Consider the following 23,430-nt stretch of genomic DNA (forward strand, 5'->3'; position numbering starts at 1 on the left):
AAATAAAGTAAAGGAAATAGACTTTTATTATATTTAGGCTCTTAACTATAAATATGAATTTTACCAATAAAAGCAATTCTATTCGTTGGCTGTTAGTAGGTTTTTCCTTTCTAATTATAAGTCTCATTTTATGGAATACCTATACTTTAATGCAGATTTTTAGAAAAGAAGAACGCCATAAAATGGAACTTTGGGCAACCGCTCAAAAAACCTTACAAAATGCAACAGATGAAACAGAGGTAGACTTACCTTTACAAATACTAACTAATAATGAAACGATTCCGACCATATTATTAGACGGAAAAGATAGTATATTGAGCTTTACAAATTTTGATGAATCCTTGTTAAAGAATCCTAAAAAAAAGAAAAATCTTATTTTACAATTCAAACAAGCTAACAATAAAATTAATATTGAATATGACAAAGGAAAACGTCGTTATTTGTATTATATGGATTCCGCTTTATTGAGCCAACTAAAATATTACCCTATGGCACTCATTACGATTATTTTGTTATTTGGTGCTTTAGTTTATAATTATTACCGAACGAATAAGATTTCAACGCAAAACAAACTCTGGGCCGGTATGGCTAAAGAAACAGCGCATCAAATAGGGACCCCTCTTTCATCTTTAATGGGGTGGATAGAAATTATGAAAGCCGATCAAATAGATGAAAATATCGTTTCTGAAATTGAAAAAGACCTTCTTAGACTTCAAAATATAACAGAACGTTTTTCCAAAATAGGCTCCGAACCAAAATTAGAAAATAGAAATATTGTAGAAGAAACCAAATTAGTATACGACTACTTAGCGTCTCGATTTGAAGGACAAGTAAAATTTCAGTTTTTTTCAACAGAAACCGTATCATTTGCTAAAATAAACCCTACGTTACACAGTTGGACTATAGAAAATTTAGTAAAGAATGCTATAGATGCCATGCGCGGCAGAGGAGATATAGATATTATCATTGAAGAACAAGAGGAGTATATCAAAATTAAAATAGCAGATACAGGTAAAGGGATTCCGCGAAGTCAATTCAAAAAAATATTCGAACCTGGTTTTACCACTAAAAAAAGAGGGTGGGGGCTTGGATTATCCTTAACCAAACGAATAGTAGAAGAATATCATAAAGGTAAAATAAGAGTTTTGCATTCTGAAATTAATAAAGGAACGACCTTTCAAATTAGTTATAAAAAATGTATTTAAGTTATTGGGAAATAAAAAATTGGTTTACAGCAATTGATTTTACCATAGTAGGAAGTGGTATAGTAGGCTTACACACAGCTCTACGCTTACGTGAACGATTTCCTAAAAGTAAAATTCTTATAGTAGAAAAAGGAATGTTGCCAGAAGGTGCCAGCACAAAAAATGCAGGATTTGCTTGCTTTGGTTCACTATCAGAAATTTTAGATGATCTAAAAAATCATACAGAAGAAGAAGTAATACAATTAGTTCAAAAACGTTGGAATGGATTGCAATTATTACGTAAAAACCTCGGAGATGCAACTATTAATCTAAAACCCTATGGAGGCTATGAATTATTTTTATCAGAAGAGGATACTAGTTATCAAGAATGTTTAGATAAGCTCCCTTTTATAAATGATCTTCTTCATCCCTTATTTAAAACAACTGTTTTTAAAAAACAAACAGATCATTTTGATTTTAAAAATATAAAAGAATACACCGTTTTTAATCCATTTGAAGCCCAAATTGATACAGGCAATATGATGCAAGCATTACTAAAAAAAGCGCACACAAACAATATCTTGATCTTAAATAATCAAATGGTTAAAAATTATATAGAGCTAGGAAATGCAGTAGAAGTAATTTTGTCTGATTATACATTCAAAACCAAAAAACTACTCTTTGCTACCAATGGATTTGCAGGACACCTAACAAAGGATGAGGTAAAACCAGCTAGAGCACAAGTACTGATAACAGAACCTATATACAATTTAGCAATTCAAGGTACTTTTCATTTAGATAAAGGATATTATTATTTTAGAAATATAGACAATCGGATTTTATTAGGAGGCGGACGAAATTTAGATTTTGAAGGTGAAACAACCACTTCATTAAACCCAACAGGTTTAATACAAAACAAATTGGAAGAATTATTAAAAACTGTAATTTTGCCGCAAACAAAAGTGGCTATTGCGCATCGTTGGAGTGGTATTATGGGAGTAGGTACTCATAAAAAACCAATCGTACAATTTCTTTCAACAAATGTTTGTTGTGGTGTACGAATGGGAGGTATGGGAGTTGCAATAGGAAGTTTAATAGGACAAGAATTAGCAGATTTAATATAAATGACAACAAAAAAAAATACGAATACCAAAACAAATACCAAAACAAAGTCTAAAAACCAATCATCTCATTTCATGACGAAGATGAAATTATTTTTATGGAAATGTTTCCTGTATTTTAATATAGTTTCAATAGCATTTGTCTTTTTATTTAAATATGTTCCCGTTCCTTTTACCCCTTTAATGATCATACGAGCCATAGAAAATAAAGCAGCTGGTAAAGACGTTATCTTTTCACATGATTGGGTACCCATTGATGATCTATCCCTTAATTTACAAAAAGCCGTAATATCTAGTGAAGACGGTCTTTTTCTTCAACATAATGGATTTGATTTTTCTGCTATGAATAAAGCATTCAAAGGAAACCTAAAAGGAAAAAAATTAAAAGGAGGAAGTACCATTTCACAGCAAACAGCTAAAAATGTTTTCTTATGGCAAGGGCGTAGTTATTTACGTAAAGCATTAGAGGCTTATTACACCGTTCTAATTGAATTAATTTGGGGTAAAAAACGAATTATGGAAGTTTATTTAAATAGTATCGAAATGGGTAATGGCATTTATGGTGCAGAAGCCGCTTGTCAATACTGGTTCCATAAAAGCTCTAAAAGTCTTACCAAATACGAAGCCGCTTCAATAGCCGCTATACTTCCTAGTCCAAGAAAATACAAAGCCGTTGGATCTTCTAACTATGTTGAAAAAAGGAAAAATAAAACCATCCGAGTAATGCGTCATATAGGAAATTTAGAATACTAATTCAGAATCTTAAAATTTAAATTAAAAATATTATATTACAGAGTTTATTTTATAGTTTTATAAAAAAGCTATAATTTTTTCATCCCTTATAAAGTATTTTAGTAAACAGTATACTATGAATCTATTTATAAAAAAAAGATATATTATACCTGCAATTGCAGGAGGTTTTTTATTTCTAGGAGCCAGTTTTAAAGAAGATTTTTTTGAAATAGCTAAGCAAATTGAAATCTTTACAACTTTATTTAAAACGGTTAACATGAACTATGTTGACCAAACCAATCCAGCCGAATTAATGGATAGATCTATAAAGAGCATGTTAGCCGAATTAGATCCTTATACAGTCTATTTTAATGAAGCAGATGTAGTTCGTTTCAAAATAAACAATACAGGCGAATATACAGGCATAGGAGCTATGATAACTCGAAAAGAAGGTAAAACATATATACGCGAACCTTATAAAGGATATCCTGCTGATAAAGCAGGTTTAAAGGCAGGCGATGAAATTATCAAAATTAATGATGTCCTTTTAGCTGATTTTAAAGAAGATGTATCCCAACTTCTTAAGGGGAGTAAGAATACTAAAATTTCGATACATTATAAAAGAAATGACGAATTAAAAACAACTTCATTAATTTTAGATGAAATAGATGTAAAAGCAGTTCCTTACTATGGTATGGCTGACTCCAAAACAGGTTATATAGTGCTGTCACAATTTAATGCAAAAGCTTCCAGCGAAACACGTGAAGCATTAGAAAACTTAAAAGATCAAGGAGCAACCCAAATTATATTAGATCTTAGAGGGAATCCAGGAGGTCTTTTACACGAAGCGGTTAATATATGTAATTTATTTGTCCCTGCCGGTGAAATAATTGTAACGACAAAATCCAAAGTAGAAAAACACAATAACGTGTATAGAACATCTAAACAACCTGTAGATCTCGAAATTCCGCTGGCTATAATTGTTGATGGCAAAAGTGCCTCCGCTAGTGAAATCGTTTCGGGTGCACTTCAAGATTTAGATAGGGCCGTTATAATAGGTTCTAGAAGTTTTGGTAAAGGATTGGTACAGCGCCCTATTGATCTAACCTACGGAACACAATTAAAGGTAACTATTTCTAGGTACTATACACCATCAGGGCGTTGTATACAAGCGCTAGACTATTCAAAAAAAGACGCGAATGGTAAAGCCATACGGACAGATGCAAAAAATTATAATGCTTTTAAAACACGAAAAGGCAGAACAGTATATGACGGTGGTGGCATCCTGCCTGATATTGAATTAGAAGAAAGTAAAACAAGTACTATAGCCGATGCCTTGCTAAGAGCAGATGCTATATTTAGTTATGCCAATCAATATTATTATAAAAACCCCAATTTAGGCAATACAATTCCTAATTTAGGAGATACTGATTTTATCCATTTTAAAAATTACTTAAAAACACAAAAATTTTCTTTTGATACAAACACAGATCGAGCACTCAAAGCCGTATTAGAACAAGCTAAAAAAGAAAAAATGGATGTGCAAATTAAATCAGAATACGAAGCTTTACAACAAGCTTTGCAAAAAGCAGATGAGGTAGCGTTAGATAAAAATAAAGTTGAAATTATAAATTTATTAAAAGACGAGCTTATTAAACGATATCAATACAAAGAAGGACTTTATCAATATTACGCAAAAAACAATAGTATTATAAAAACAGCAACGGATCTGTTGAACAATACAGCAGAGTATAAAAAAATTTTAGTAAAATAACGTGAGTTCGACTTAATAAAACTTTTAACATGCTAATAAACAGTTCTTTCGTATTTATTTGAGAAACTTTGTGCAATTCTTTGTGTAATAGCTATACGACGAAAAACACAAAGAAAGCACTAACGGAAGCACAAAGATTCTATGGAATATACTAAAAATCAATGTTTTTTATATAGAACTCACGTTATTTAGCGTATGTGATTTCGATCCTATTTTATAAATGACAAGAACGCCGAACAATTTTTTATAGTAAATAAATCACCATTCTGTTTGTCACTCTTCACTCTTCACTATTGGCTCTTGCCTATTGCCTATTGCCTATTGGCTATTGGCTATTGCCTCTCCACTCTTGCCTCTTTTGAGCGTGTTATGTTGTTTACTTTATGTGATCCCTCCTTGGGTCGGGATGAACTGTCTAAGTTCAAAAGCAGAGAGAGAAAGGAACTAGCATCGCGAACAGTCTTTTGACCCATGACAAAATTTAGCTTTTATCTTTCTCTTTCTTCTGTTGAAATAAATTTATAAATATTCAAAGAACTTACCTATACAAACATAGGATGACAAGAGCGCCGAATAATTTTTTATAGTAAATAAATCACCATTCTGTTTGTCACTCTTCACTCTTCACTCTTCACTATTGCCTATTGCCTATTACCTCTCCACTTTAGACTTGTGTGAAAATCGTTGCGCTATTTTTGCTAATTCTAGTTCTTGTTTTATATAGCACTAATAATCAATAAAATATGTTTTTTAAAAAATTTCTAAGACCTAATTTGAGTTTAACGCAGATTCCGCATTAGACTTCATGCGCGAGATGAAAGACAAAAAAGGACTTTAGAAGATATTAAGTTCAAGTCCTTTTGCCAAATATAAAAGCATACTTTCTCAATTTTCATTAGCTCTAACAACTTGTAATTTTTTCTAAAAACCAATAAAGAATGTTTTAAAAATAAAACATTCTCTTTTTTAATACCTAGTAAACAATGTAAATTCATGAAAAATCCTGCATTTTTACTTCAAACAAAACAAATCAACACCTAAAATTAAATATAAATAATTTTGTTTTTTTAAATAAATTTTGTTAAATTTGAGTCATATATGTTTCCATAAGTGGTTTTTATTGTTAAAAATAAATATATGAATGATACTTCAAGCACAAAATAATCTTTTCGCAATAGTTTTATACAAACTAGCGCTTATTCTCAAAATCATCTTTTGTAGTATTTCCTATGTCTATTTAAGACATACAATATCTTTTGTAATCTTTAAACTTTTATAACATGTCATTTAAAACTAAACTATCAGTAGCAGGAAAAGAGTACAACGTATTAAACGTAAATTACGGATTATTTCAAGAAACAGACGCAACAGGCAGACCTTCTACTGTTACCAGAGGAGGCAAAATCGAATTAACCATTGAAGGAACAGCAGACACTTCGTTCTTTGAATGGATGACCAACTCTTTTGAAAGAAAAGACGGAAGTGTAAAATTCTTAAAAAGAGATAGCGATGCTGTTTTAAAAGAATTAAAATTCTCAGAAGCTTATGTTGTAAAATTCAGAGAAAACTTCGACTCAACTGGTGTAAACCCATTAACCGAAACCTTTACTATTTCAGCTAGAAAAATTGAATTAGGATCAGGCGCTTACGAAAACGAATGGGTTTAATATATTAAAAAAGGGTGTCATAAAGACTATAATCATTTTTTACTTTGTTAGTCCTCTCTTCTATTCCATTATGAAATCCCTATTAACAATAGGTTTATTACAAACAATTGAAAAATCATCGAACAGGAATGAAAAACAAATTCAAGACCAGATAAACACCGATGATTAAAAAGAGGAGATCATAAAGTACCAATAGCGAGATAAAAAATTAGAAAAGTAAATTATGTAATTATAAATCATTTGATTTTTCAGCTCATGAAAACAATAAATTCAGTATTAAATGATCGCTTTCTGACACCCTTTTTTTAAATAGCAGTTTACATCTACAGCCCGTTACAAGCAAAACTAAAATTAGAATCTCATTAAAAACATCTAATAAATATGAGTGAAAAAGTAGCTAGAGAGGCAGAAAAGATAGCCAATGACTCTGTTATAATGAACAGTTATAAAGATTTTTACGAAAACAAAGGCTATTTTTTAACAAAAAATGGAGAATTGGCTAATGCCAAAAGAAAACCTCTTCATTTTCCATCAACCCCTAATGGATTCAGTAAAAAATGGATGGATAGTTCCTGGTTTGTACTAACTCAAAGAAAATATTTACTCTTATTAGCTCAATTTGATAAAGACAGAAAAGTAACCGACGCCGATTATTACGCTTTAAAAAGAGCTTATGATAATTGGAAATCAGGATATTATGTTGTTTTTTACGGAGAAGATGCGAAATGGTCCTGTAATCTTTTTGTAGGGGAATCTTTATTTATGGCAGGTTACACCATCTTATCTAATGGCAAGTACTTATCTGCCAGACAAATATGGAATGGAGAAAAACTTAAACCCGTAAAAAAAGAAAACGTGCAAATAGGCGATATAGCCGCTTTTGGAGGAACACATGTAGAAATTGTAACACAAGTTAGGAGAGGACAACTATTTGAAGACGACGAATTTTGCTCCAGAGGAGCAGGAAGAGGAGCCTCTGGTAATGGAACCGAAAAATGCGATGCCAGCAGCTGGGCCTCAAGTAGAGAAATAAACAATGATAACATTAAATTTTTTAGACCTTGAAATCCTATACATTATTATATCTCTTATTCTTTTTTAGCCTAACAACTTGTAAACAAGAAAAAGCCTTGTATAAAGCAGTAGTTTATACAGATGTCGCCTTTTTGCAAAAAAAAGATTCTCTATTAGTTGATAGTATACAACAAGTAAAACAAAATGGTTTTATTAGAATATTTGAACAGGATTCAAAATCTTTTGAACAAGGCCTTCTTCTGAATGGAATGAAAGTAGGAAAATGGCAAAAATACTTCGATCCAATCAACCAAAATAATAAAAGCCAAGAATACCTTTACTCCAACAAAGGCAAGCTAATAAAAGCGAGAACATTTGACTCCAAAACGCAAAAAATAATAGAAGAACGAAATTATTTAAATGATAATTTAGTTGGTATTCAACAAGATTTTTACCCCACAGGATCGTTGCATATAAAATTTGAAACAGACCTAAACGGACATTTCATCAATCATTACATCGTTTTATCACAAGAAGGAAAAAAAATATACCAAACCTCTTTAGGACAAGAAGGAACAGGTTATATAAAATACTATGATCAAACAAACCACCTAATTTGGGAAGGACCATTTAAAAACAAAAAGAAAGAAGGTTGGCACTACCAATATCTAATAGATCATGAAGGAAAAACAACAGAAAAACAATCCGATTACTACAAAGAAGACAGCTTAATACAAACAAAAACAGAAATTTTTTAAAAACGTAACACTATGTCATTTTTAGCTAAATTAGAATTAGACGGCAATATGTACAACATTTTAGAATGCAAGTACAATTTTACCCAATCTATAGATAACACAGGTAAACCGCAAGGAATGCCACAAGGAGGCGAAATATTTATTCGACTTGAAAGCACAGGCAATCCTGACTTTTTAGACTGGATGTTGGATCATAACAAAGCCAAAAACGGTAAAATAATATTTTATCGCCGAGATGCTATGAGCAAACTACAAGAATTACAATTTGAAAAAGGTTATTGTATTTTCTTTGAAGAACACTTTACTTCAGAAAGCACAGAACCGTTACAAATAAGCATCCGAATTATTGCTAAAAATTTTGATGTAAATGGTGTATCACACGACAAAAAGTGGCGATAACTGATTTTTAAAAATCCTAAATAACATTTTAAACGCTAAAAACTAAGGATATGTCAATTAAAGATACGCATTCAAAAAATCCAATAAAAGAAGAATTAGACGGAGTTAAAACACAACTTGTTGAACAAATTAAACAAGAATCTACAGAAGTCATTACATCAGAAATAACACAAAAAACCACGGAATCATTATCTAATCCTGCACTCAATAAATTAGTTGAAAACAAAGACACCATAAAAAGCGCAGGACAGTATATAACCCGTCAAAAAACAAATGAAATGGAAGATCTTGATAATCAAAATAATAATGACGGTATCATAGGTCGTCTAAATCATCCTGATGATATAAAAAAATATTTTTCAAAAAAAACATTCCATGATTTTTTGAACGACAAAGACAGTCCCTTAGTTTATTGTACCCTAAATATAGAAGGAAAAGATTTTTTGGCCAAAAATAGTTATGTTGTAGAATTAAGACAAATGACCAATGATCATGACAGCTTTACAATCATAACACCCGATGATTCTTTAGATAGTTTTGAAGGATACGTAATGGAAAATTCCAAAAACATACTGGGAAAAAAATTAAGCATCCACTTTCATCGTTTTGGAAGTATTACCCAAACCTTTACAGGAATAATAGCCAACATTCGAAACAAAAAAGACGAAGGAGGAGGATATGGGAAACTCTATATTACAGGTTATTCTCCTAGTATCCTATTAGAAAACGGGAAAGACTGCCAAAGTTATGAAAACAAAAAACTAGATGAAATCATCAAACAAGCCCTAGCAGAATATAATGGCGAAGTAGCAATATCGACTAAAAACCTAAATACAGATTACATCATTCCTTATTGCGTACAATACAAAGAATCCGATTACCAATTCATTAAAAGATTGGCCCATAGATACGGTGAATATTTTTATTATGATGGTCAGCATTTGGTTTTTGGAAATGAAATAAAAGACACTGTAGAAATTGCTGAAAACATAGACCTAATAGATATAGAATTTGAAATGATGATTAAACCTCAACTATTCAAATACCTAGCATACGACAGTATTTCCGCCGAAGTAAAAGAAAGAGACGCAGACTCCTTGAAAAGCGATGTACAAAGAAAAGTAAACCCTTTTCAACAAGCAGCCATAGAAGCTTCTGAAAAAGTATTCAGAAAAAAATCCGAAATGCTTTTTAACGCCACTTCCCAACAAACCGTAGAAAAAGATTTAAGAGAAATGGCCCGTCGTCAGAAAGAAAGTAGAGAACACACCATGCAAGTAAGAGGCCGAAGTCGTGATCCCAAATTAAGAATGGGAGGCAAAGCCAAAATATCAGATATTAATGCAAAAGCCATGGAAACCTACCGTATTATCGAAATCTGCCATTATCATGACGGCAACGAATACTACAATGAATTTGTGGGCATACCCGATATCTTTATTTCCCCATTCTTTGATGAAGACGCTTTTCCTATTTGCGAAGAACAATCAGCCATCGTTATGCAAAACGACAACCCCCAAGGTATGATTAAAGTGCAATTTCCTTGGCAAAAGAAAAAAGGCTTAACAACCCCTTGGTTAAGAGTCGTAACCCCTTATGCAGGAAAAGGCAAAGGAATGCACATCATTCCCGAAGTTGGTGAAGAAGTGATTATAGGTTTTGACAATGGCAATGCCGAAAGACCCTTTGTATTAGGTGCTATGTTTAACGGAAAAGCCAGTGCTGGCAAAGGCGGTTCTGGCAATTATATTAAAGGTTTGCAAACAGCCAGCGGCAACAAACTCCACATGGATGATAATGCCGGCAGTGTACACCTTACCGACAAAGGCAGTGTTGAACTAAAATTTGATGGCGCTGGAAACGCCACCGTCAACGCAAACGAAAGCATTACATTTACCTGCGGAGGAACTGAAATTAAAATGACAAAAGACGGTACCATTGTAATTAGCGGCGATGTAAAAGTAAAAATAGAGACAAAAGAAGCCGAGATAACCGGAACCACATCCGTTAAAACAAACAGCGAATCACTTATTGAAGAAAAAGCCCCTAAAATAGGAATTAATGGCGAAACAGAAGTAGCAATAGAGTCTACAACAGTTAACGTAAATGGTTCTGGGATGACCAATGTAAAAGGAGGAACCGTAAATCTGAACTAAGAAGATGCAAAGTAACGAACACAACCCCATTGCCGTTGGGATAAGCAAAATAGCCAAAATATGGGATAATACGCGAAAAAAAAATCCCCAAGCAAGGCTATTTCAATTCCTATGCCATCAAGAAGATTTTATCTTAATTAACGGATTCATCCAAATAGAAGCATCTGCACACGGCAAAAGCCCCGATTCATTCCTTTTGTTTTCTATTCCATTTGAAAATGAAAACCAGTTTTTATATGACCTTCTAAAGGAGTGGATAACCGCGTTTGATAACGACCTAAAAAAATACCCTCAATGGAAATGGGAAGACTTTGAAGAACTAAAAAATCAATTTCATACCCTATCCCATAAAAACTCAAATGAACTAAAAAATCTTTTCATTCGACTACTTATAAGTTTTAAAAAATTCGAATCCAAAAAAGACAACCTCATCCTCCTAGGTCTGGTACCTAAAAAAGTATCCGATTATGATGATTTTAATCTTTTTATAAAAAGTCTAATGACTCCCATACTCCAAGATTATGGCATACTACTAATTGACTTTAAAGGAAAAGAAAAACATACAAAAACGGTAGAAAATCTCCAATCCCGAGCTGTCACTATGGATATTCCAGATCAAAATATGACACGTTCTTACAAAGAATTAGCCACCCAAGGAAACCCCAACGATCCACAGGTTAAATTCAGGAAATACCTTTTTGAATTAGGCGAAAGCGCCGCTAAAAAAGATAAAGAACAAATACATTACTGGGGAAAACAAATGCTTTCTTTAACAAAATCTACAGCAGACCACTCCTTTTGGGCATCTGCTCACCTGATTTATGCGGGATTTTTATTTCAGTTTAAAGAAGAACCCCATATCCTCAGACTCTTAGACAAAGGCATTCTAATTGCTGAAAAAGAATACCCAAACCAACCAATATTAGCCGGCACACTTATACAACTCTATTCTTATAAAGCATCCTATTATAGCATGATAGGGAATACCGAAAAAGCCGTAGATAATTTTGTTAAACAAGCTCAAATAGCCGAAAAAGCACAGCTGATAGAACAAATGATTTTGGCCCATATTTACGCCCTACTACTCCTTAAAAATGATCGTAGCGCTGTATACCAAAAAATCATACAAAACAGTTTCGAAAAAGGATACCCTCTATCAGATGAATTATTAAAAGGGATCAATTTTGCATTTATTACAGAAAAATACCTTGCACTAAACAGTGCCAACATAACACCATCTGAAAAAAATCAGATTGAAGAAAGAATGCAATCCATTTACGGTCAAGAGTGGCGAGAATATGCCAAAAAAATAACCTCCTCTACTCAACCCATCTATGAAAACACATAAAAAAACACGTTTCGAGTATGTTATTAGCAGATAATCACTTTACCCCCATAATAGGTATAGACATCCATTTTACAACGATGCCGCCTTTCAATCCCTTTCATCCCTATATTGGAATAGTCATAGATCCGGCCGATTATATTCCTTTTATAGGAGCCACGGTACATGTTAATGGAATTAAAAGAGGCGTTTCAGACACCAGCGGGATCATTATTCCTTTAGTGCACATCCCTCTCTTTACCCCACCTTGGTTGATGACCCCGATCATTGGACACGAAAGCATGAACTTTTACGCCTCACAAAACGTATATGCAGACGGAACCCGACTAAGCCCCAAAGGATATGCCGTAATGACCTGTAATGATATAGGCATGCCCCTTTCTCTTAGTTTAGGAAAAACCAAAATAGGCAAAAAAATGCTTCCTTTTGCCCCCACTTTATTTGCCCCTACCTCTTTTTCTATCCCCATTCCTACAGGCCTCCCTGTTCTAGTGGGCGGACCTTATGTACCTGATTGGGGCGGTGCGTTAGCAGGCCTATTATCCAGCATTGGCTTTAGTACCTTAATGAAATACGGAAAAAAAGCATTCAACCATTTACTACAAAACGCTATAGGCCCCAACTGGCTTAGCAAACAACTTTGTAAAGCAGGTTTTGAACCCGTAAACCTTATTAACGGAGCCGTAATTTATGAAGGCACCGATTTTGAAATCCAATCGCCAAACCCCATAAAATGGGAAAGAAAATGGTATTCTGACTCCGCCTTTAATGGCTGGTTAGGACACGGTGTACATTGTAATTACGACCGTTGTATAACGTTATTTCCAGAAGAAGAGGCTCTAGGTCTAAGACTAGAAGACGGCCGAATAGTCGCTTTTCCTTTATTAGAAGAGGGAGACGATTTTTATCTACGACAAGAAAAAATAACCCTAACCCGTTTTGAAAACCATTTCCAAGCTTTCGATCACACCTCCTTTACCACCTATATCTTTGATCATTACAACGGCTATAATGAATACCGTTTAACTCAAATTATAGACAGAGCAGGACTGACAACCCGATTGTACCTAAAAGGCAACCATCTTTTTATGATAGAAGACTGTGCGGGTAGAAAAATAAAAGCCTATACCGATTATTCAGGCCTAATTACACAACTTACACTCCTTCACGAAAAAGGAGAAGATACCTTAATAAGCTATTCTTACGATCAAGATCAAAACATGGTCAGCATTACAGATGCTTTACAAAAAAGCACCCAGATTAAATACGACCATCACCTTATGATCGAAAAAACCGATCGAAACGGACAGACCTTTTATTGGGAATACGACGGCAATAAAACAGGTGCAAAATGCACCCACACTTGGGGCGATGGCGGTTGGCAAGAAGGATGGATAGAATATTTTCCTGAAAAAGGATACAACCTCGTTACCGATGCTAACGGTGCCGTAACCACCTATTACTATGAACCCAACCAACTGGTAACCCAAGTTACCGATCCGCTCGGAAATAGCCATTTTACCGAATATACCGAGTATATGGAAGTCTATCGTGAAATAGACCCAGAAGGACACATGACCGGTTATACCTATGATGATTTTGGAAACAAAACCGCTGTTGTATACCCTGATACCAGCGTAGCACACTATATTTACGACAAAGAACAACGCCTGTCTATTGCCATAGATCCCCAAGGCAATCAAACAACCTATACCTACAAAAAAAAGCAAAAATACCTCCTTAACAGTATTATAGAACCCGATAACGGTATTACCCAGTTTGACTACAATGCCCAAGGACTCATTAGCGAAATATCAAAAGAAGGAAACCGATCTGTTTTAGAATATGATGCACAACACAATTTAATTTGTTTTATAGATCAAGAAAAAAATAAGACCCAATGGCGCTATAATCACCGTGGAGAAGTCCTTAGTGTTCAAAGTCCTGGTAAAAACCCACAAACATTTATATATGATGTACTAGGTCGAATAACCTCTATAAAAGGAGCAGACAACAACGTTACAACACTCCTTTACAACGGATATGATGAAATCATTGAAGCCAACGACCAACACCATAGTATAAAATTTGATTATACCCCTATGGGAAGTCTTAAAATGCGCGAAGAAAACAAAACCAAAGTATTTTTTGACTACGATAAAATGGAACAGTTGGTCAGCATTACCAACGAACACAACGAAAAATACCGTTTTACAAGAGACAAAGCAGGAAACATTACCCAAGAAGAAGGTTTTGATTTTTTAACCAGACGATACCAACGCAACGCAAACGGATGGGTAATACGTACCCAAAGACCCCATAACAACTGGACCGAATACCAATACGATGCGCTAGGACGCATTATACGAGCGCATCATAATGACGGAACTTGGGAAAGCTTTGCTTACAACAAACTAGGGCAACTCCTACAAGCCAAAAACCAAGATGTGAGCATTCTTTTAGAGCGTGATAAAATGGGACGGGTGATAAAGGAAACCCAAACCAGCGATTTTAAAGACGACCAAGGCTTTACGATCATTTCTGAATACGACCGAAACGGGAACCGTATCAAAATGACCTCTTCTTTAGGTGCCGATTTACAAAACACCTACAACAAAAAAGGACTTTTAGAAAAAATAACAGCCCAAACAAATACTCTAAAAGAAGCGCAAAAACAAGCCTGGGAAGCCCAACTAAAATACAATGCACTAGGGCAAGAAATAGAACGCAGTATAACAGGAGGCATAACCATAAGTAACCAGTATGATGCAGCAGGAAGACCCATTGCCCAAAAAGTACATCGGGGTCATAAAGACACCTACCACCGCCAATACATCTGGAATGCCAACCACCGATTACAACAAACCATTAATGCCCTTACAGGAGGACAAATACAGTACGTATACGACAGTTTTGGTAACCTTGCCTCTGCCCAATACGAAGACGGAAGTTATGACTACAAACTACCCGATGAAGTAGGCAACCTTTATAAGACCAAAGAACAAAAAGATCGGGTATACGGCAAAGGCGGCAAACTCCTAAAAGACCTCAACTGGTATTATGTATACGATGGAGAAGGAAACCTACGTTTAAAAAGCAAACGCAATGTAGCACACACACAAATACAAAAACGCCAAGAGGAAAAACAAAAACCCACTAAATTTTCTTTCTTTATAGAAGAAATTACAGAAGACAAGCCCAAACGAGGAGAGCTGGCCTATTATTTGCAAACAGACCGTATTTATACAGAAAAAGAAAAACAAGAATACACCCAACTAAAAGAAAAACAAGAACAACAAGAAATTGCCTACCAACAATGGCAACAAGGCGATTGGGAGTACAATTGGTATGGCAACGGGATGCTAAAAAGCGTTAAAAAACCCGATGGTACCGTCATTGGTATGGAATACGATGCTTTGGGTAGAAGAATAAAAAAGATTATTGGTAATGAAAAAACAAATCGTTACCTTTGGGATGGGAACGTTCTTTTGCATGAGTGGACATACTCAAAAGGGCAGGAGGCAGAAACTTCTGTTAATGAATTAGGAGAAGTTTATTTAAGTCAAAAAGAGGCAATTAATGATCTGGTAACTTGGGTGTATCAGGAAAATAGCTTTGTTCCTAGTGCTAAAATACAAGGAGAGGCGCAATTTAGTATAATTTCCGATTATATAGGCAGACCCGTACAATGTTATAGCGAAAACGGTTCTTTAGTTTGGAGCACAGATTATGATATTTACGGAGGTTTACGTGACTTAAAAGGAGAAAAATCCTTTATTCCTTTTAGGCAACTCGGACAGTATGAAGATCTGGAATTAGAAGGGCTGTACTATAATAGGTTTAGGTATTATGATTGTACTATTGGGAATTATATTTCTCAAGACCCTATTGGTTTACTTGGAAATAACCCGACTTTTTATGCGTATGTACACGATTCTAATTCGTGGGTGGATCCGTTTGGGTTAAGTTCAAACCCATTAAGTGTTGTCAACTTCACTGATAGTGCTGGAACATCTTTACAGGTAAATGGTTATACAGATATAAGTCATTTGTCTGATAAGGAATTGACATCCTTGTATTATGCTAATAAAAGAAGTGGATTTGGTTTGTCTCCTAAAGACAAACAAGGTAATGTTATTGTTTTACATCATTATAAGCAAAATGCTAATGGACCAATAGTTGCTATGCCAGCTAAACATCATGATAAAAAACATACAAATCCTGGTCAACATCCATTTGGTAAAACAAAAGGAGGAGGGTTAACAAAAGCAGAAAGAGATGCATTTGATAATTGGAGAAAAGAATATCATACTCATTTAGCAGAAACTGAACTTAATAAAAGAGGTATAAAATGTAAATAGCAAATATGAAACAAGAAATTATAGATAAAATTAAATCAATACTATCTGAAAATGAATTGTTTGCAGGAAAGCCTGTTGATGAAGAAATAATTAAAAATGCAGAAAAAGAGCTTAATGTCAATTTTGATAAAGATTACATACAATTTTTAAGTCTTTTTGGTGGTAGTTTTACAGGTTTTCCTGTATATGGTTTTAATAATTGTGATATGTTGTCAGAAGAAACTGTGGTAGATTTATCAAATGATTTTAGAGATAATTATTTAAATGATAATAGATGTGATTTAATACAAGAAAGCTATGTTATTTCTATAAGTGGAAATGGAGATCCTGTTTTTATATCTCCAGACAATAAAGTTTGGATATATTATCATGATAATGATGAAACTGAAGAATTAAATAAATCTTTTGAAGAACTTATTGAGAAAAACCTATTAAACTAGATTGCTCTGCTATTTCTACGATCTTTTTATAAAAAGAGCTGCTACTTCTACGATCTTTTTAGAAAAAAGAGTCCCTTATAAGGGAAGTGTTTGAGAATAAGAATATTACAAAAAAGTGATTTTTAAACGATAGAAATTATAAAAGTAAAAAAGCTGTCATTTTTGACGGCTTTTTTATTATAAAGTAGCTACATTTTTATTAAAAAAGTCTTTGAATTTTTTGTTAGTGAGCATCTTCTCAACTAGTTTAAATATTGTTTGCTTGTCTTCATCTTCAAGCTGTTGTATTAGTCTTATTTGCTCTAACTCTGTTTTATCTTCTAAAATTACCTCTTTAGGTATTGAACCATCATAATGTATTATTTGGTCAATTGTCATATTGAAAAGTTGTGCCATTTTTTCAATCTCTTCAACAGCTAGGCTTCTAGTTCCTTTTTCTATTTTAGAATAAGCAGATTTATCTACACCAATATAGTTAGCGACCTCAATTTGTTTGAAATTTTTCTGCTCTCTTATATTCTTTATGTTATCAGCTAGACTCATACTACAAAAGTATTGAAAACAAATACTATTTGCAAATAGTTGTAATTTTAAAAACAATTAAGTTGTTATAATAAAAACTTTATTTTATTTTTGTTGTTGTGAAATTAAACACAAATTTTTTAAAGCCTTTATTTATGGACATCCAAGACATCAAACAAACTTTAAGTTTAAGCCAAGTATTACAACATTACAACCTACAGCCAAACAAAAACAAAATGTTATTTTGTCCTTTTCACCTGTCATCCCGAACTGGAGGGAAGGAACAAACCGCCTCTTTACAAGTCAATTTAGAAAAAGACTTTTACAAATGCCACGCTTGCGGAGCAAAAGGCGACCAAATCCAATTTGTACAAGACTTTGAATCCGCCACAGGCGGACAGGCTTTCTCAAAACACCAAGCCCTTTTAAAATGTACAGCACTTGCAGGCAATCCACCCGAAATAAAACACCAACCCATAACCACAAAACCAATGGATCAAGAAAAACGAATTGAATTTTTAGAAAAACTATACGAAACCTTTATAAAATCAGTGTATTTAAGTCAACCAGCAAGAGACTATTTACAAAGCAGAAATCTACTTTCATTACTAGAAAAAAGAGGCTTAGTCGGTTTTAATTCGGGGCAGTTCCATCACGCAGGACGCTTTGAAAACGAAGCCAATCCAGCAGAAGCTCGAAAAGAAGTAATCGCCCAGGGGTTAGAATTTGGTTTACTATCAGAATCAAATATATTATCTAAAACAGGCGAAAAGGCTTATAATGTATTTGGTTTAAAATCCATTGTCTTTGCTCTTAGAAACCAAGCCAATCAAATCACAGGCTTATATTATCGTATAGCCGACGATACTAAAAACTACAAACATTTTTACTTAAAAGAATCAAAAGGATTATTCCCCCATTATCCAAACCCCGAAACCAAAAAACTCATTTTAACCGAAGCTATTATCGATTGTGCCAGCCTTTTACACATTCCCGAAATCACAAATAATTATAGCCTTTTAGCGTGCTATGGTACAAACGGCTTAACACCAGAACACCTAGAAGCCATCAAAAACCTAAAAGAATTAGAAGAAGTAATATTTTTCTTTGACGGAGACAAAGCAGGTCGCACGGCGATAGCAAAATACGCAAAGGAATTACTCGCTCTTATTCCCCCTTTGGGGGTTAGGGGGCTTACCCGAGTTGAAACGCCCGAAAATGAGGACATCAACAGCCTTTTAGTCGCTTATGAAAAAGAAATTTTTATGGAACTATTGGAGAAAAGAAAGGCTGTCATTGCGAGGAGTTGCGAGGAACAAAGCAAAGCAATCTTATATGAAAAGGCAATAGTAAAATCCTTAAAATCTGTGGCTAAAAACACAAAACCCCTCGACTTTTTAAAAACCCCTAATTTACTACACAATACTAACGACTTACTAGGAAAAATAGGCATTGTAGGAGAAGAAGATAACAGGCTATTGCAATATGTAACGGCAACTACCTATAAAATGAATTATAATTTACACGTATTATACCAGGGAAGCTCAGGAAGTGGCAAAACACACACCATCAAACAAATAGCCTTACTCATACCGCCCGAAGATGTGATTTATTTAACTAGGGTTACAGAAAGTAGTTTGTACAATTATAAAAATGGAGAATTTATGTATAAGCTTATTGTTTTTGAAGATTTAGACGGACTAAAAGAAGAAGCTTTACTGGCAGTGCGTGAAATGATCTCTAATAAAAAATTATCCTCCTCGACTTCTATCAAAGACAAAAAAGGCAATGCCGACGGTAAAATAAAAGAGGTAGAAGTATCTTTTGCTAGTCTATCAGCCACCACCAAAGGCGAACTCTACGAGGATAATATGAGTAGAATTATAGTGTTATCGGTCGATGAATCCAAGGAGCAAACCAAACGAATCATTGAATATAAAAACAAAGTCTATCAAGGCGAAATCAACAAACAAGAGCAAGAACAAATAAGGCTATTTTTAAGAGAATGTATCAAATTATTACAAGTCTATGAAGTCATAAACCCTTATGCAAATCTGGTGGAACTGCCCGAGAATGTTCACAAACCCACCCGAATGCACGACATCGTTATGGGGGTAATCAATCAAATAGTACTGCTCAATCAATACCAACGAAACAAAACCCCACAAGGGCAATTAATCGCCGAAAAAGAAGACGTAATCAATGGTTTATTATTAATGAAAAACAGCATTATATTAAAAATGGATGAACTGGAGGGGAAAGTCAGAACCTTTTACGAATCCTTAAAAAAGTTTGCAGAAAAAAAGGCTAAAAAAGAAGACAAGAAAAAAGAAGATGTAAAATTTACACGCTTCGACATTAAAGACCATTACACGCTAAGCAAAGCACAAATAAACCGATATTTAACCGATTTAGTATCTTGTGAATATTTATCAAAAATTGGTAAAATGGGCAAAGGCAATCAATACAAAATAGCCCATTGGGACAACTTTAAAACATTGAGCGAAGAACAATTACAAGTAATGTTAGACAAGTTAAAAGAGTAATAAAATGAGTCTAAAGTGAGCCTAGAATATACCTATAATGAGCCGATAAAATAAGTGTAAAGTACTGTAAAACAAGAAATAAAAGTAATCGGCGCATCATTTTAAAAAACAGTGTAGGACAATGATAAACACAGCATCGTATAAAGAAGAATTACTCATACTAGGTTACCATAAATTATCTGTCGAACAACGAATAAGGAGTATCCACCATTTTATAAGAATCACCCAAAAAGAACTCCAACAAGTCAAACCTTCAGATCTAAAAAAATACGTAAATCATTATCAACAAAAGGCATTAAATACTCACACCATACAGGGATATTACAGAAGTATAGAACATTATTTTAGTTACTTAGAAAGAGAAAAACTCATTAAAAAAAATCCATTTAATTATTATGAGCTTCAACTCCCCAAAGCTACAAAAGCAGAAAGAGAAATACTCACCCAGCAAGAAATAAAACAACTCTATACAAAAGCCAACTTACAACAAACTATCATTTTACATCTGTGCTATGGCTGTGGGCTTCGAGCCTTCGAAATGGAACAAATCACGGTAAAAGACATCGATACTCAACAAAAAACAGTAACGGTTCAAAAAGGCAAAAACAACAAATACAGAGTCATCCCAGTAAGTGAAAAAATAAACCAGGACCTAATCAATTATTTAGAAACCATAAAATACACCACAATGAAAAATCAACACATTTTATACAACAAAGCAGGCACCCCACTAAAAAGATACACCGCTTTAATGATCCTAAAAAAACTAGCCATAAAAGCCAGTGTAAAAGCAAAAATAACCCTGCACGGTTTGCGTCATTCCATCGCTACACATCTACTGGAGAACGGCGTACAGCTCCCACAAGTACAAGCATTTTTAGGACACTCCCAAATGGAAACCACAGAAATATATACAAGAATAAATAAATACCAACTCAAAAAATTATAATTATGATGACTCTAAAAGAATATATCCAAAACAACTTTAGTCCATCCAATCATAAAAGTTTATACTGTTGCATCAAGAAGTACCAACAGCACACCATTAATCACGAAAAAGCTACATTAAATGACATATTGCGTTACCTTAAAATCCTTAGAGAAAGCAACAAAAAATACAGAACCATAGCCAATCATCTTCATAGCATCAAAGTATATTACAGATATTTACAATACAGTGGAATAAGAAAAGATCATCCTATCAAAAAACTCATATTAATAGATAAAATAGACAAAACCATTAAAACCCAAAATCTATGCACCACCAAACAATTAGAAGAATATTACCAACAAACCCCCAAACATAAAAAACTAATGGTGAGTTTACTCATAGAACAAGCCCTGACCACTAGCGAACTGATAGCCATCAAAGTAAAAGACATCAATCTAGAAAAAGCAGAAATCACCCTAAAAAACAGAACCCTACCCTTAAAAGCCTATCAAATCTATCTCTGTACAGAATACATTAATTACATAGAATACCTCAAAGAAAAAAAGCCAGAAGATTATTTATTTACCACAAGAACCAACAAAGCCTACAATACCAATGACATTGGCGAATACCTCAATAAATCTCGAACAAAAGAAAAACAAATTACACCGCTCAAAATAAGACAAAGCGTCATTAAAAACTTATTAATACAGCACGATGTAAGAGTAGTACAAGTCTTTGCAGGACACAAAATAAGTGGAACAACACAACAATACAAAACAACTCAGTTCGAAGAACTAAAAGCAAAAATCAATCTTTTGCATCCTTTACAGTAAACATTTTAAATTTTATAACTATGGAAAACAACAAGAATCCGAATCAATCGGACAAGGAAATCTATTACCTTTTATTAGAAATTAATAGGACAAAGTCAAACCCTAAGCCTTCTCTTTAAAAGTTACAATGACCTTTTAGAAATTAACAATGAAATTGTTTTTAACATCAGAGAACAGATAATCCAGATAACTAAAACTCGGGAAGTCTAGCAAGAAGTAGAAAAAGAACTTGTAAAAAAAACAATCGCTTAAAAGTGCTAAACTCGAAGTAAAACTCGGGTTTTAGCCGTTCCAATTAATTAAAAGCGGTGTGCTTCGCACCAAGTATTTTCACCCGCCCGTCCAACGCTCCCCAACGCTCCGGCGGTTTTTTCCCCACCCTCACAGCCGTTGTTTTCCCCACGCTACAAGCCCATAAAAAAAGGCTTTTTGTTTTCCCAACCCCTCGCACACAAAAAAGCCTTTTTTTATTAGCTTGTCTTCCCTTTCCAAAAAACAACCGCTTGCCAAGGCTCAAACCGCCCCAAAGCTATATTTACATAATTGGCAGTTATAGTTCAAGCCCTGCGGGTTCGCTTCGCCTTGAAAGCTATAACTGGCATTTATGTAAAATAGCCCCTCTCCAACGCTCCCGCCCGAAAATAGGAGCTTCGCAAGAGTTTGCATTTTTAAATTATTTGTTCAAAAACCTGCACAAAATCCTCGTCTAGTTCGCCTTACGGACTTCTAGCCTCGCATCTTTGTTTGGTTTTTATCACAAAAATTTAAAAAGGTAAGACGTGGTAAGATTAGTGGTTAACTGCTCCGCAGAGCTCGTTTTTTTAAACGATTGCTTTAGGATGTTAATCGTTCCAAATCAAATGAATCCTCCAGCAATCGTTTAAAAAAACAAGCACCACAACACTAAAGCACCTGTAAACCAAAGGCAAACACTCAAAGTTAGTTTTGTGTCTGCCTTGTTTAATCGATCAAAAAACAATCTTTTTTTTTCAGATGAAATAAAAAATAAGCTATTTTTGAAATAATGAAACTGCTAAAACTGCTTTTAATCCTATTGCTGATACCTTTGAACTTGTACCCACGAGAGTCAAAAGGATGTCTGTCGATGGCTCAAAAGGGTATTGTACAGGGTCAAAAAGTGGTACAGTGTTATCTCTCTCAAGACCCTATTGGTTTACTTGGAAATAACCCGACTTTTTATGCGTATGTACACGATTCTAATTCGTGGGTGGATCCGTTTGGGTTAAGTTCAAACCCATTAAGTGTTGTCAACTTCACTGATAGTGCTGGAACATCTTTACAGGTAAATGGTTATACAGATATAAGTCATTTGTCTGATAAGGAATTGACATCCTTGTATTATGCTAATAAAAGAAGTGGATTTGGTTTGTCTCCTAAAGACAAACAAGGTAATGTTATTGTTTTACATCATTATAAGCAAAATGCTAATGGACCAATAGTTGCTATGCCAGCTAAACATCATGATAAAAAACATACAAATCCTGGTCAACATCCATTTGGTAAAACAAAAGGAGGAGGGTTAACAAAAGCAGAAAGAGATGCATTTGATAATTGGAGAAAAGAATATCATACTCATTTAGCAGAAACTGAACTTAATAAAAGAGGTATAAAATGTAAATAGCA

At 34.1% G+C, this 23,430-nt stretch carries 17 protein-coding genes; 16 read left to right on the forward strand and 1 reads right to left on the reverse strand.

Annotation, left to right across the window (positions count from 1 at the left end; genetic code table 11):
- Positions 1 to 53: 53 nt before the first annotated feature.
- The 12 genes from NAB20_RS03925 to NAB20_RS03980 all read left to right on the forward strand — a co-directional run bounded on the left by NAB20_RS03925 (position 54) and on the right by NAB20_RS03980 (position 16,951).
- Positions 54 to 1,205 carry a HAMP domain-containing sensor histidine kinase gene (locus NAB20_RS03925; protein WP_105195150.1) on the forward strand — a complete coding sequence of 384 codons (1,152 nt, stop codon included), beginning with the start codon at positions 54 to 56 and terminating at the stop codon, positions 1,203 to 1,205.
- Positions 1,196 to 2,308: an FAD-binding oxidoreductase gene (locus NAB20_RS03930; protein WP_105195151.1), complete on the forward strand. Its 1,113-nt coding sequence runs from the start codon at positions 1,196 to 1,198 to the stop codon at positions 2,306 to 2,308. The genes NAB20_RS03925 and NAB20_RS03930 overlap by 10 nt, the downstream gene beginning before the upstream one ends.
- On the forward strand, positions 2,309 to 3,058 hold the full coding sequence (gene mtgA / locus NAB20_RS03935; protein ID WP_127823419.1) for a monofunctional biosynthetic peptidoglycan transglycosylase: 750 nt from the start codon (positions 2,309 to 2,311) through the stop codon (positions 3,056 to 3,058).
- 115 nt (positions 3,059 to 3,173) lie between these two features.
- Positions 3,174 to 4,811 carry a S41 family peptidase gene (locus tag NAB20_RS03940; protein WP_088392376.1) on the forward strand — a complete coding sequence of 546 codons (1,638 nt, stop codon included), beginning with the start codon at positions 3,174 to 3,176 and terminating at the stop codon, positions 4,809 to 4,811.
- 1,280 nt (positions 4,812 to 6,091) lie between these two features.
- The gene (tssD, locus tag NAB20_RS03945; RefSeq protein ID WP_105195153.1) at positions 6,092 to 6,478 is read left to right on the forward strand and encodes a type VI secretion system tube protein TssD; all 387 of its coding nucleotides are present in this window, start codon (positions 6,092 to 6,094) and stop codon (positions 6,476 to 6,478) included.
- A 381-nt stretch (positions 6,479 to 6,859) separates the two neighbouring features.
- Entirely contained in the window at positions 6,860 to 7,543 is a 684-nt protein-coding gene (locus NAB20_RS03950; protein ID WP_105195154.1) for a hypothetical protein, read from the forward strand.
- On the forward strand, positions 7,540 to 8,250 hold the full coding sequence (locus NAB20_RS03955; RefSeq protein ID WP_105195155.1) for a hypothetical protein: 711 nt from the start codon (positions 7,540 to 7,542) through the stop codon (positions 8,248 to 8,250). The genes NAB20_RS03950 and NAB20_RS03955 overlap by 4 nt, the downstream gene beginning before the upstream one ends.
- A 12-nt stretch (positions 8,251 to 8,262) precedes the next feature.
- The gene (tssD, locus tag NAB20_RS03960) at positions 8,263 to 8,649 is read left to right on the forward strand and encodes a type VI secretion system tube protein TssD (RefSeq protein ID WP_088393305.1); all 387 of its coding nucleotides are present in this window, start codon (positions 8,263 to 8,265) and stop codon (positions 8,647 to 8,649) included.
- Between the two features lie 50 nt (positions 8,650 to 8,699).
- Positions 8,700 to 10,805 (forward strand): type VI secretion system Vgr family protein, encoded by a 2,106-nt coding sequence (locus tag NAB20_RS03965; protein ID WP_088393303.1) that lies wholly within the window; start codon positions 8,700 to 8,702, stop codon positions 10,803 to 10,805.
- 4 nt (positions 10,806 to 10,809) lie between these two features.
- Positions 10,810 to 12,153 carry a hypothetical protein gene (locus tag NAB20_RS03970; protein WP_088393301.1) on the forward strand — a complete coding sequence of 448 codons (1,344 nt, stop codon included), beginning with the start codon at positions 10,810 to 10,812 and terminating at the stop codon, positions 12,151 to 12,153.
- A gap of 17 nt (positions 12,154 to 12,170) precedes the next feature.
- Positions 12,171 to 16,511 carry a DUF6531 domain-containing protein gene (locus NAB20_RS03975; protein WP_375605545.1) on the forward strand — a complete coding sequence of 1,447 codons (4,341 nt, stop codon included), beginning with the start codon at positions 12,171 to 12,173 and terminating at the stop codon, positions 16,509 to 16,511.
- A gap of 5 nt (positions 16,512 to 16,516) precedes the next feature.
- Entirely contained in the window at positions 16,517 to 16,951 is a 435-nt protein-coding gene (locus tag NAB20_RS03980; RefSeq protein WP_127822487.1) for an SMI1/KNR4 family protein, read from the forward strand.
- Between the two features lie 177 nt (positions 16,952 to 17,128).
- Here the strand turns inward: NAB20_RS03980 and NAB20_RS03985 are convergent, their stop codons facing one another.
- The gene (locus tag NAB20_RS03985; protein ID WP_060383628.1) at positions 17,129 to 17,494 is read right to left on the reverse strand and encodes a helix-turn-helix domain-containing protein; all 366 of its coding nucleotides are present in this window, start codon (positions 17,492 to 17,494) and stop codon (positions 17,129 to 17,131) included.
- A 134-nt stretch (positions 17,495 to 17,628) separates the two neighbouring features.
- On the opposite strand from NAB20_RS03985, the gene NAB20_RS03990 reads away from it, so the two are divergent.
- The 4 genes from NAB20_RS03990 to NAB20_RS04005 all read left to right on the forward strand — a co-directional run bounded on the left by NAB20_RS03990 (position 17,629) and on the right by NAB20_RS04005 (position 23,428).
- Positions 17,629 to 20,019: a CHC2 zinc finger domain-containing protein gene (locus tag NAB20_RS03990; protein ID WP_375605546.1), complete on the forward strand. Its 2,391-nt coding sequence runs from the start codon at positions 17,629 to 17,631 to the stop codon at positions 20,017 to 20,019.
- A 121-nt stretch (positions 20,020 to 20,140) separates the two neighbouring features.
- A complete protein-coding gene (locus NAB20_RS03995; protein ID WP_375605547.1) occupies positions 20,141 to 20,968 on the forward strand; it encodes a tyrosine-type recombinase/integrase in 828 nt (275 codons plus the stop codon).
- Positions 20,969 to 20,970: 2 nt separating this feature from the next.
- Positions 20,971 to 21,786, forward strand: a complete 816-nt coding sequence (locus NAB20_RS04000) for a tyrosine-type recombinase/integrase (protein ID WP_375605548.1) — start codon at positions 20,971 to 20,973, stop codon at positions 21,784 to 21,786.
- Positions 21,787 to 22,891: 1,105 nt separating this feature from the next.
- Positions 22,892 to 23,428, forward strand: coding sequence for an HNH/ENDO VII family nuclease (locus NAB20_RS04005; protein ID WP_375605549.1), 537 nt, complete (start codon positions 22,892 to 22,894; stop codon positions 23,426 to 23,428).
- Positions 23,429 to 23,430 lie beyond the last annotated feature (2 nt).

It is taken from the genome of Flavobacterium davisii (assembly GCF_042182265.1).
GTDB lineage: Bacteria > Bacteroidota > Bacteroidia > Flavobacteriales > Flavobacteriaceae > Flavobacterium > Flavobacterium davisii.